This is a genomic window from Xenorhabdus littoralis (genome assembly GCF_033949345.1).
GTDB classification, from domain to species: Bacteria; Pseudomonadota; Gammaproteobacteria; order Enterobacterales; family Enterobacteriaceae; genus Xenorhabdus; species Xenorhabdus littoralis.
In genome coordinates this window covers 1-11,501 of sequence record NZ_VCDP01000125.1, presented here as the reverse complement: position 1 = coordinate 11,501, position 11,501 = coordinate 1, and the positions used below count along the sequence as shown (strand labels likewise).

General features: G+C 47.1%; 9 protein-coding genes and 1 pseudogene. 7 read left to right on the top strand and 3 right to left on the bottom strand.

Annotated elements, in window-relative coordinates:
* The 5 genes from tssI to FE394_RS18220 all read left to right on the top strand — a co-directional run.
* A partial coding sequence (gene tssI / locus FE394_RS18240; protein ID WP_319927755.1) for a type VI secretion system tip protein TssI/VgrG occupies positions 1-1,634 on the top strand: 1,634 nt, incomplete at its 5' end.
* The gene (locus FE394_RS18235) at positions 1,631-2,437 is read left to right on the top strand and encodes a DUF4123 domain-containing protein (protein WP_319927754.1); all 807 of its coding nucleotides are present in this window, start codon (positions 1,631-1,633) and stop codon (positions 2,435-2,437) included. The genes tssI and FE394_RS18235, both read left to right, overlap by 4 nt.
* A 19-nt stretch (positions 2,438-2,456) precedes the next feature.
* Positions 2,457-4,424, top strand: coding sequence for a phospholipase effector Tle1 domain-containing protein (locus FE394_RS18230; RefSeq protein WP_319927753.1), 1,968 nt, complete (start codon positions 2,457-2,459; stop codon positions 4,422-4,424).
* Complete coding sequence (locus FE394_RS18225; RefSeq protein ID WP_319927752.1) at positions 4,421-5,158, top strand: DUF2931 family protein; 738 nt, start codon at positions 4,421-4,423, stop codon at positions 5,156-5,158. Before FE394_RS18230 ends, FE394_RS18225 begins: the two co-directional genes overlap by 4 nt.
* A gap of 93 nt (positions 5,159-5,251) precedes the next feature.
* Positions 5,252-5,458 (top strand): hypothetical protein, encoded by a 207-nt coding sequence (locus FE394_RS18220; RefSeq protein WP_319927751.1) that lies wholly within the window; start codon positions 5,252-5,254, stop codon positions 5,456-5,458.
* Between the two features lie 169 nt (positions 5,459-5,627).
* On the opposite strand, the pseudogene FE394_RS18215 reads toward FE394_RS18220, so the two are convergent.
* From FE394_RS18215 to glyQ, 3 genes and pseudogenes are all read right to left on the bottom strand, one after another.
* A pseudogene (locus FE394_RS18215) lies at positions 5,628-6,050 on the bottom strand (IS66 family transposase).
* A 148-nt stretch (positions 6,051-6,198) separates the two neighbouring features.
* Positions 6,199-8,268 (bottom strand): glycine--tRNA ligase subunit beta, encoded by a 2,070-nt coding sequence (gene glyS, locus FE394_RS18210; RefSeq protein WP_319927750.1) that lies wholly within the window; start codon positions 8,266-8,268, stop codon positions 6,199-6,201.
* A gap of 9 nt (positions 8,269-8,277) precedes the next feature.
* Positions 8,278-9,201: a glycine--tRNA ligase subunit alpha gene (gene glyQ, locus FE394_RS18205; RefSeq protein WP_319927749.1), complete on the bottom strand. Its 924-nt coding sequence runs from the start codon at positions 9,199-9,201 to the stop codon at positions 8,278-8,280.
* A 206-nt stretch (positions 9,202-9,407) separates the two neighbouring features.
* Here glyQ and FE394_RS18200 point away from each other — a divergent pair, with 206 nt between their 5' ends.
* Together FE394_RS18200 and FE394_RS18195 are read left to right on the top strand one after the other, a co-directional pair.
* A complete protein-coding gene (locus FE394_RS18200; protein ID WP_319927756.1) occupies positions 9,408-9,959 on the top strand; it encodes a DNA-3-methyladenine glycosylase I in 552 nt (183 codons plus the stop codon).
* Positions 9,960-10,180: 221 nt separating this feature from the next.
* Positions 10,181-11,431 (top strand): valine--pyruvate transaminase, encoded by a 1,251-nt coding sequence (locus FE394_RS18195; protein WP_319927748.1) that lies wholly within the window; start codon positions 10,181-10,183, stop codon positions 11,429-11,431.
* Positions 11,432-11,501: the final 70 nt, after the last annotated feature.

Here is an 11,501-nt window from a genome sequence, read left to right as displayed (position 1 = left end):
TGCCTGCCATCCTGAATGGCCTGTTGAAAAAGCATAAAGTCCGCGCCGATTCGAAGCTCTACGATCCCCATCAGGACAGAGAATACGTGACCCAGAAACGGGAATCTGACTATGGGTTTTTCAGCCGGTTGGCAGCGGAAGAGGGGATCAGCTTTTGGTTTGAAGATGAAACGCTGTTTTTCAGTGACAGCCATCTGGGGATGACCGCCGGATTGCCGCTGCTTTACCAGCCACAACCGGAAACTGCGCACGGGGCAGATACCATTTATCAGGTACGGCTGGGCGTCGGGATGAGTCCGCAACGCAGTTTCCATAAAGATTTCAACCCGGAAAACCCGCGTTATCACCTTTCTCATATGCAGAGCAGCGAAGATTTTCGCGATTTCGGCAGCCAAACCCCCTATACCGTATTTGAAAGTTACGGGCGTTTTCAGAAAGATGCCGCCGCCAAACCGTTTCTCAAATACCGCCATGAAGCACTGGATAACCAGAAAAAAACCGGCAGCGGCAACAGTAACTGCATCAAACTGATGCCGGGCAAAATTTTTGAGATAAAAAGTCACCCGCACGCCCCGCTGAATGCCCGCTGGCAGGTAGTCGGTATCAGTCATCACGGGCGCTGCCCGCAGGCACTGGGTCATGGTGGGGGCGAAGGAACCACATTGACCAACCATTTCAGTTTTATCGACGGCCTTGCCGACTGGCGTCCACCTTTCCACTACAAACCGCTGGCCGATGGCGATGAAACGGCAATGGTGGTCGGGCCGGAAGGGGAAGAAATCTTCGTCAATAAAGAGGGCGCGATTAAAGTCCATTTTCACTGGAACCGCTATGACCCGCCGGATGATGGCGCTTCCTGCTGGGTGCGCGTCGCACAGGGCTGGAACGGCAACGGCTTTGGTTTTATGGCGATACCTCGCATCGGGCAGGAAGTGATTATCTCTTACCTCAACGGCGATATTGACCGGCCGATTGTCACCGGCTGTGTTTACAACGGCCTGAACCGCCCGCCGCTGGATTTACCGGCAGAAAAAACCCGCACCACCTTTAAGACCAAAACCCATAAAGGCAAGGGCTTTAACGAACTGCGGTTTGAGGATGCCAAAGACAGCGAGGAAATCTATTTCCACGGTCAGAAAGATTTTACCGCCCATATCGAAAATGATGCCCTCTGGCATATCAAGCATGACCAGAAACAACGTATCGATAATAACCGTTATCACGAAATACTCGCCGATGACCATCATCAGGTAGCCGGTTCGCGCAAAATCACCACCGAAGGGGATGTTTCCCACCGGATTGCCGGCAGTCAGCATATTCAGACCGGTGATGCCACCGTGATTGACAGCGGGCAGGAAATCCACCTGAAAAGTGGCGGCAAAGTGGTGCTGGAAGCGGCCTCGGAAATCACCCTGAAAGTCGGCGGCAGTTTTCTGAAAGTCACCCCGGGCGGGATTTTGTCTTCACCGATTAATGTTGGGCAGGGTTCGGCAGGCAGTGGGCGCGGGCTTTCGTTGTTACTGCCGGACGGGGTGGAGCCGTTACCGGAAGTCAAATTTACCGCCAAACCTGCCTGTGCCATTCTCGCACAGCAAGAGGAAAACTGGGTTATTACCGGAGAAGAGGAAGCATGATGGCATGTACCGATTGGAAAATCTGGCTGTCACACCAAGACGAGGGAGATTGTTATTTTCTGGTCAACAGTCTGGCAACCCCTAACCCTGTTCAACTTTTTTACGTCAATGACTGGATAGAAGAAGCATTCCCACTCTACAGCGGCACACAGATGAACGACCTGTTGGCACAAAGCCCGTGGCTGATTAAACCCAAAACAAAATACCTGCCGGAACTGGCTGTACTGCTGGATAAACATGAATTCAGTGACACCAGTTGGGGTTGGGCTTATCGCAGTTCCTTACCCTGGTCATTTCAGTTGGAACACTGGCGTTTGCATCAGCAGGTAATGCTGCGCGGACAAGTGGTGGTTTTACGTTTGATGGATAACCGCGTATTCGCTCCTCTGCTGCCAGTCCTACAGCCGGGTGACTGGCGTGAACTCTTAACCCCGGTTAACGAACTGATGATAGATACGCCTGATTCGTGTTGCTATTACCGGCCAGAAAATTGCCCTCAGGAATTGAACGAACATTTATTTGTGTTGGGTGATCACTTGATTCAGGCTCGCCATACATCGGAAACCGCGCTGCACAATCTGGCACTCACATTAAGTTGTCAGCTATGGGAAGACCACGCAGAACTGGCGCTAAAACTGGATAAACCCGAAGGCCAACTAGAACTGCATATTATTACGTGGCTAAAACAAAAAAGAGCCGAGACTAACAACCTGAATAAATTAACCGTTGAACGTTTTATTACTGACAGCCAACAGACGGGATCGGCTGCTGACGCTGATACGGAACGCCATGATTTTGCATAAATAATGAGGGATACGAAAAATGAGCAAACTGGAACCATTGGATTGTCTTGATTGTCAGAAGATACTCAAACATTGGATTGAATTTCAACTGGTGGATGAACAAGGAGAACCGCTGGCAGGGATACCTTATAAACTGAAAATTCGGGGGAAAAAGAGACTTGAACGAACAGGCACCACCGATGGAAATGGCGTATTACGTGAAACCGAGCTTTCCCCCATGCCAGTGACATTAACAGTTGCCGCACAGCCTTTGGCTGATAAAGTGACACAGTGCGCCGCCCGGCCAGATACCGGGAAAGCAGGCAATCTTCAGGTCAGGGAAAATAGCTATTATGGCGGACATGCCTATCATTATATTCCGCTGGGTGGCATCAGTGATGCTTATCCCAAAGTCACGGGCTGGAAAGAGGAAACGTTAAAAGCCTCGGAACATTTTAAAGACTCGACACTAACCGGATTCACCGCCCATCCCCTTAATCGGCGGTATGTACTGGAAATCCAGGCAATAGAAAGTGGTATCAATTTGATTATCGGTGTCTTTTTTGATGGGACGGGGAATAATGTCAATAATACCGACGAACGCCTTTGTGCCGCTGAGAAGAATGACCTTACTCCAGATCAGTATGATAAGTTTATGTGTTCATTTAATCAATATGGCAAGCCCGGCGATGTTTCGCGGCTGAGTTATGATAATTATTACACAAATGTACACTTCCTATACAAAATATACAACGACTCCAAACTGGATGAAAATTCACGTCAAATTAAAGTGTATATTGAAGGTGTTGGCACCATATCAGGTGAATCTGATCATGTATGGGGGTACATGTCAGGAAGAGGGGACGCCGGGGTTATTACCAAAACGGATATCGCGATTCAGAAAATCAAAATCGAGCTTTCAGGATTATTGAAAGAAGTAAAAGATAATATCAAATCTCTCAGGTTCGATATTATAGGCTTCAGCAGGGGAGCTGCGTCATCCCGTCATTTTGCTAACCGTATTTTGAATAAGGATGCTGACTTATTAAACGCATTAAATGAATGCTTCACCAATCGCCGCTACTTGGCGAAGTCACTCTACCCTACGGGTAAGACCCGCTTTTTAGGAATATATGACACCGTTTCAGCAGTTGCAGTGGCAAATAATAATTTCAACCCCCACAAATCATACACAACAGGTAGTGATGTTAAGATTTCTTTACCTCCCCACCTTAATATTGCTCAACATGTTTTCCATATTACCGCCCAGAATGAATGCCGCTATAATTTCTCCTTAAACAGTGTAAAACCTCACTGGCCTGAACTCGAACTACCCGGTGCACATGCGGACGTTGGCGGCGGATATGACCCTGTCGGTGATGAGAGATTGTGTATCACTCGACCAAAGATGATACCTACATCAGGGATCAAGGTGATCCCTGATAACAATCTTCCTGTGTATAAAGATGTTCAGAAGGAGCTATCTCTGTTAAAGAAATCTCTAACTATTGGACCATTAATCACGGACGAAAATGCTAGGATCGTTACATGGCGCGATGAAAGCTCAGCACTTGCTATGCAACGATCTGGTTTAATCAATGTGGTGGCCGCAGCTGTACTTACCCGCACCATCAAAAATGATTGGTCTAAGGTCGGTATGCTGGTGATGCAAGATGCTGCGCAAGAAGCGGGGCTGGTCTTTAATAAACCTGACGATAAAGATAGTAATTATCAACTTCCAGCAGAACTTCAGCCTCTGGTAGAAAAAGCCATTGCTCAGGGTCGTGCTATCCGGCAGGGTCAGCAACCAGAGCCTTTTACCCCGGAAGAGCTTGACCTGGTGTGGTCAAAATACACTCATTTCTCAGCGCACTGGAATGGTGTAAAAATGAAAGATAATAAAATCCAAGGAGATGCTTATCCCGCTGAGATAATTTATGCTAACCGCCCTAATGACAATTGGCGCAGAGCTATTTTTGATAATAACGGCAAGGACATCTCGAAATGAAAAGAAAAGGCTTAGTCATATTACTTACTATGAGCCTAATCCTGCTGATATTAGCGGGGTATGCTTATATGTATATTACAGAGCTTGCTAAAGCGTTTGGATATTCTGAAAACCGTGTGGTGAACTATAAACCGATTGTTCGTCACAGTGAGCCACTTCCATATAACAGGTGGGAGTTTAAGTTCGTTACTCCAAAATCTCTTTACGCCAGCATCAATTTTGTCCAATTTTGGGATGAAGATAACTACGTTGTACAAAAATTTATGCCTGACGGTGCCAATTCAGACTATGACAGCGTGGACAGTTGGGATCAGAAAGCGGGGGGATTTAGCAGCGCCGTCAAAAATCATGGAGAAGCCCTGCCTCAAGCATTAATGGTTTGTTGGGATTCGGTAATTGATAAAAAAACCTACCAGACAAAATTTATTTTTACACCTGAAGTGAGAAAGCTGATGAGGGAGCCAGCCATCTATCCCGGCTATGAAAACCAACCTCCAGACTACCGATACAAGATGTTTATTGGCCTAGCACCGGGAGGAACTACCCGCGCGTGGCTGCGAGGCATTGATAAAAACAACGGCAACAATATTTTAATTGCCACCGGTGAATCAGTTTCCGACGATAAGATGACAATGTGTCAGGGAAAGACAAACCATCCCGATGGCTATGGTGAATATTCTGAGGAAATAAAAGCCCTTATCAAAGGAAAAACCTATCCCTATGGTGAATGGTAATGGAGGTAACAACATAGCAGGTAAAGCAGTGATTCTTTTAAACGATGCCACCGATCACTCTGGCAAGATGAACGTACCCGATTATCGGGGGGAGTGAATCGTTGCAGTCGCATGGTAAGCCTATTGCGCTGGAAAGCATGCAAACCGCCTGTGGCGCTAAATGGCGGAAAAAAGGATGTGTTCACAGACGGAACTTTCCAGCCACTGGAATTAGATTGCACTGAAAAAGGAGTATGTAGTGGTTTTATCGAGAAAGGAAAAGTCCATAAAGGCTTTTGGGAAGCTTTTCACCTGTTTTAGTTGATAAATTAAACATACCAAAAACAGGCAATTACACAAATTCAGATACAGGGTCGAATCTTAAAATTATTACCATTAAAACGGAGATATAAACGTAAGTGTCAACTAAACTACACTTGGCTTATCTCCCTTTTCCATGGGGCAGCAGTTTTTCCAGATCTGGGATAGGCTAGCATAACTCATCCAAACAGGCCATGACATAATCGAAGGGGAGCAGTCCATTGGCTTTGGCCGTTTCAATAACGCTGTAGAGGATCGCACTTGCCTGTGCACCGCGCGGGGTATGGCTGAACAGCCACGCCTTTCGCCCGATGACAAACGGTTTGATCGCCCTTTCTGCCCGGTTATTGTCGATCGACAAGCAGCCGTCCTCCCGATAGCGGATCAGTTTTTCCCATTGATTGCTCAGGTAAGTAACAACCTCACCCAGCTTGCTTTTGGGGATCACCTGAGATTGGGGCTTAACCCCTTGATCTGATCCTCGACCCGGTAAAGTGGCTGGATCAGGCTCAGCGCAATATCAGCTTTGCCCGTTTTGTTTTTTCCCCTGAGCCTGCTTCGCCTCCATAAATTTTCGACGGGCATGCGCCATACAGCCGACCAGTTGGGTACCGATTTGCTCATAGTATTCCCCGTACTCACGGGGATAAACCGGCACGGGTATCTGCCGGTTATCGCCCAGTGTAGGAAAGACAGACGCTGACTTACGAGAGTTTTTATTACTCAGGCAGTAAAATTGATTACTGAAGCAATGAAATATCCGCTACTCGCAAGAACAGATCGCGCAGCTCACTTAATAGTGTCAGACGATTGATTCTTACTTGGCTGTCTTCATCCATAACCATCACATTGTCGAAGAATGCGTCCACCACTTCACGCAGGGAAGCCAGCTCAACCAGCGCATCCTGATAGTTACTTTCGGCAAACAACGGGATCAGTTTTTCCTTCAACACAACAAGATGTGTTGCCAGTTGGATCTCTTCTGCCGCTTTCAATACGGAAGCCTGAACGCTGTCATTCAACGTCTCTTCTGATTTTGCCAGAATGTTGGAAACACGCTTATTGGCAGCCGCCAGAGAAACAGCTTCATCCAAGGTACGGAAATGCGTTACCGCTTTCATGCGGGCATCAAAATCTGCGGGTTGGGTCGGACGACGCGCCAGTACTGCCTGAATGGTATCAACACTGTAGCCTTGTTCCTGATACCAGGTACGGAATCGGCCAAGCATAAAGTCAACCACATCAGACACGACTTTCTCGTTCGTCAGTTTGTCACCGTACAAACGTACCGCTTCTTCTGCCAAAGTCTGGAGATCGAGAGGCAGTTTTTTCTCAACGATAATACGCAGCACGCCCAAGGCCGCACGACGCAGTGCAAACGGGTCTTTGTCCCCTTTCGGATGCTGACCAATACCGAAGATCCCTGCCAAGGTATCCATTTTGTCTGCAATGGCTACAGCACAGGAAACGCCTGTTGATGGCAATTCATCACCAGAAAAACGTGGCTGGTACTGTTCGTTCAGCGCCAATGCCACATCTTCAGCTTCGCCGTCGTGACGGGCATAGTGCATTCCCATCACGCCCTGCGTATCGGTGAACTCAAATACCATGTTGGTCATCAGGTCACACTTGGACAGCAAACCTGCTCGAGTCGCATGATCCACATCTGCACCGATTTTTTCTGCAATCCAGCCAGCCAGCGCTTGAATGCGATCTGTTTTATCGCGCAGTGTACCCAGTTGTTTCTGGAACAGCACGGTTTCCAGACGTGGCAGGTTATCTTCCAGACGCTGTTTACGGTCTGTTTTAAAGAAGAATTCCGCATCAGCCAGACGTGGACGTACAACTTTTTCGTTACCTGAAATAATTTGCTGAGGATCAGAAGATTCGATATTGGTAACAAAAATAAAGTTCGCCATCAATTTTCCGGATTTATCGTAAACCGGGAAATATTTCTGGTCGCCTTTCATGGTGTAAACCAGTGCTTCAGTAGGGACGTCCAAGAATTTTTCTTCGAATTTCGCAGTCAGAACTACAGGTAATTCCACCAGCGAAGTGACTTCTTCCAGCAAGCTGTCACTCAGGTCAACCACACCACCAAGCTGTGTCGCGGCCTGTTCTGCATCACGTTTGATAATCGCCTTACGCGCTGCATAATCCGCGATAACACGACCACGCTCCTGCAAAATAGCCGGATACTGTTCTGCGTTCTCAATGGTAAATTCCGCCTCACCCATAAAACGGTGACCACGGATAATGCGATCCGATTTAATACCCAGAATTTCGCCTTCCACCACTTCACTACCCAGCAGCAAAGTGACAGTATGCACCGGACGAACAAATTGAGTTTCTTTATCACCCCAGCGCATTAATTTAGGGATAGGCAATTTGCTAAGAGAAGTGCTCACCATACTTGCCAGCAGTTCTTTTGCTTCACGGCCTTTGACCTGAGCACGATGGAGCAGCCACTCGCCTTTGTCCGTTACCATGCGCTCAGCCTGATCAACGGTAATACCGCAACCACGTGCCCAACCTTCCGCAGCTTTGGTCGGTTTACCTTCTGCGTCAAATGCCTGAGCAATCGCAGGGCCACGCTTTTCAACTTCACGATCTGCCTGTGCCGCCGCCAGATTTGCCACTTTCAACGCCAAACGACGAGGAGCAGCAAACCAGCTAACTTCACCATGACCCAGATTGGCGTTATTCAATTCTGCTTCAAAATTGGCAGCAAAGGATTCCGCCAGTGAACGCAGCGCCTTTGGTGGCAACTCTTCTGTGCCGATTTCCACAAGGAAAGTCTGTTGAGTCATGATGGCCTCTCAGTCCTTATTACACATAGTCTTGTTACACATAGGGAAGCCAAGTGCCTCGCGGGAGGCATAATAAGCTTCAGCAACTGATTTGGTCAGGGTGCGGATGCGCAGGATATAGCGCTGACGTTCAGTCACGGAAATCGCTTTACGTGCATCCAGCAAGTTAAAAGTATGACCCGCTTTCAGAATGCGTTCATAGGCTGGCAGTGGCAGAGGAACTTCCAGTGCCAGCAATTCCTGTGCTTCTTTTTCATATTGTTCAAAACAGGTGAACAGGAAATCCACATCGGCGTGTTCGAAATTATAAGTAGACTGCTCAACTTCATTCTGGTGATAAATGTCGCCATACGTGGTTTTACCCAGCGGGCCATCACTCCATACCAGATCGTAAACGCTGTCCACGCCCTGAATGTACATCGCCAGACGTTCCAGACCGTAGGTAATCTCGCCGGTAACTGGCTTACACTCAAGGCCGCCAACCTGCTGGAAGTAAGTGAACTGAGTCACTTCCATGCCGTTAAGCCAGATTTCCCAGCCCAAGCCCCAGGCCCCTAAGGTTGGGTTCTCCCAGTTATCTTCAACAAAACGGATATCGTGAACGGTAGGGTCGAGTCCCAACTCTTTCAAGGAACCAAGATAAAGCTCCTGAATGTTATCCGGAGATGGCTTGATGATAACCTGAAATTGGTAGTAGTGCTGGAGGCGGTTCGGGTTTTCGCCATAACGTCCGTCAGTCGGGCGACGGGAAGGTTGCACATAAGCTGCTGCAATAGGCTCAGGTCCCAAAGCTCGCAGGCAGGTTATTGGATGAGAGGTTCCCGCGCCGACTTCCATATCCAGTGGTTGAACAATGGTACAGCCTTGACGCGCCCAGTAATCCTGTAGTGTCAGGATGAGCCCTTGAAAGGTTTTGGTATCAAACTTTTGCATGTTGAATCCGCACGCGATACATAAGAATTAAACGAAAGCGGCCAGTATACCCTTTGACCGTAAGATATACAGCACTGATCTCCCCTCAATTTTGCCGCAGTATAAAAAAATCTTATCCAAGTCTCTTTACTTGTATATTTATACAGTTAAAATCAGTGTGATTATTAACCATTATCTGTAGGGGAGTTCGATTCATGAGCAAGGAAATGACTCGCTGTGGCTGGGTGACATCCGATCCGGATTATATCGCCTATCACGACAATGAGTGGGGAACCTCATTGAGAGATAGTCGTCAACTTTTTGAAATGATATGTCTTGAAGGGCAGCAAGCCGGTTTATCATGGCTCACTATCCTGAAAAAACGGGAAGGTTATAGAAAAAGCTTCCATCAATTTGACCCCGTAAAAATTGCCAGAATGGATGAAACCGATGTTGAGCGACTCATGCAAGATCGCGCTATCGTGCGTAATCGGGCCAAAATCAATGCAATTATTCATAATGCCCGCGCTTATTTGCAAATGGTCGAACAGGGTGAAGATTTCAGCACCTTCATCTGGCGCTTTGTCGATGATTCTTCCCTGATTAATCACTGGAAAACACCAGCAGAAGTTCCCGCCCAAACCGCCATTTCTGACGCCCTTTCCGCCGCCCTGAAAAAACGCGGGTTTAAATTTATTGGCAGCACTACCTGTTATGCTTTTATGCAGGCGGCAGGTTTGGTAAACGATCATCTAACCCATTGTTGGTGCCGGAAATAAATTGCCTGTGGTGAAAAATTAAAATTAGCTTATTAAAATAAGTAAAAATACCCCTTCGAAATATAAAACTGGATTAATCAAAAATATCCAGTTTTTAAATTCAATAAATAATCACAAGGCGACATATAAAAACACAGAATGTCGATTTCTCCCCATTGCACCCTAGTAATGAGCGGGGTATTGTGTTTTATTCTCATACTAAAACAGACGCAAATGCCGTTATGAAATTTTCTCAATTCGGAAACAAGTTTACGCAAGATTCGGGAATTACCCGTCTGATGACAGACCTCAATCAAGGTTTGAGAACACCTGGTGCGATTATGCTGGGTGGCGGTAATCCTGCCCATATTCCTGAAATGGATGAGTATTTCCAACAAATACTGGCTGACATGGCGTCAAGCGGCCAATTAACCGAAACGCTCTGCAATTATGACGGACCACAGGGGAAAAACACCCTGATAACTGCATTGGCTCAAGAGTTGCAGGAAAAACTCGGCTGGGAGATCCATCCACAAAATATCGCCCTGACCAACGGCAGCCAAAGTGCCTTTTTCTATCTGTTTAACTTACTGGCCGGCCGCGCTGAAGATGGTTCAATGAAGCGCGTTTTGTTTCCTCTTGCACCAGAATATATTGGCTATGCGGATTCAGGTTTGGATGAAGGTTTATTTGTCGCCAATAAACCGAATATTGAACTGCTGCCTGACGGTCAATTCAAATATCATGTTGATTTCGATCACCTGACTATTTCTGAAGATATCAACCTGATTTGCGTCTCCCGACCAACTAACCCGACAGGCAACGTTATCACTGACGACGAGTTGCTGCGTTTGGATGGGCTGGCTCAACAGCATAATATCCCCTTGCTGATTGACAATGCCTACGGTGTGCCATTCCCCGGTATTATTTTTAGCGAAGCTACCCCGCTGTGGAATCCCAATATTATCCTGTGCATGAGCCTGTCTAAACTTGGCCTGCCGGGTTCACGCTGTGGGATCATCATCGCCAATGAAAAAATCATCAATGCGGTCAGTAACATGAACGGCATTATCAGTCTGGCTCCGGGTGGTGTCGGGCCTGCTATTGCGCTAGAGATGATTAGACGTGATGACCTGTTCCGCCTATCGCAAAATGTCATCCAGCCGTTTTATAAAAAACGGGTAGAGCGCGTAATTAAGATTATTCGCCGCCATATGTCAGAAGATCGCTGCCTGATCCATAAACCGGAAGGGGCAATATTCCTCTGGCTCTGGTTCAAAAACCTGCCAATCACGACGGAAGTGCTTTACCAGCGATTAAAGAAAAGGAAAGTGCTGATGGTTCCGGGTCATTTCTTTTTTCCGGGATTGGAACATGACTGGCCTCATGCCCATCAATGTATGCGCATGAACTATATTCCTGATGAGGAACAAATCGAAGAAGGCATCCGTATTCTGTCTGAAGAAATTGAAATGGCGCATAAGTTGAAATAACACATAGAAAAGCTGAATGCTGATCTGTGCAGCGAGTGATAATCATCACAATAAATCAGAACCACCCGCA

What these genes read in the sequence shown, in the direction of transcription:
- FE394_RS18235 (WP_319927754.1), top strand. Translation starts at nt 1,631, where the DNA reads ATGATGGCATGTACCGATTGGAAAATCTGGCTGTCACACCAAGACGAG.
- FE394_RS18225 (WP_319927752.1), top strand. Translation starts at nt 4,421, where the DNA reads ATGAAAAGAAAAGGCTTAGTCATATTACTTACTATGAGCCTAATCCTG.
- FE394_RS18195 (WP_319927748.1), top strand. Translation starts at nt 10,181, where the DNA reads ATGAAATTTTCTCAATTCGGAAACAAGTTTACGCAAGATTCGGGAATT.
- glyS (WP_319927750.1), bottom strand. Translation starts at nt 8,268, where the DNA reads ATGACTCAACAGACTTTCCTTGTGGAAATCGGCACAGAAGAGTTGCCA.
- FE394_RS18200 (WP_319927756.1), top strand. Translation starts at nt 9,408, where the DNA reads ATGACTCGCTGTGGCTGGGTGACATCCGATCCGGATTATATCGCCTAT.
- glyQ (WP_319927749.1), bottom strand. Translation starts at nt 9,201, where the DNA reads ATGCAAAAGTTTGATACCAAAACCTTTCAAGGGCTCATCCTGACACTA.
- FE394_RS18230 (WP_319927753.1), top strand. Translation starts at nt 2,457, where the DNA reads ATGAGCAAACTGGAACCATTGGATTGTCTTGATTGTCAGAAGATACTC.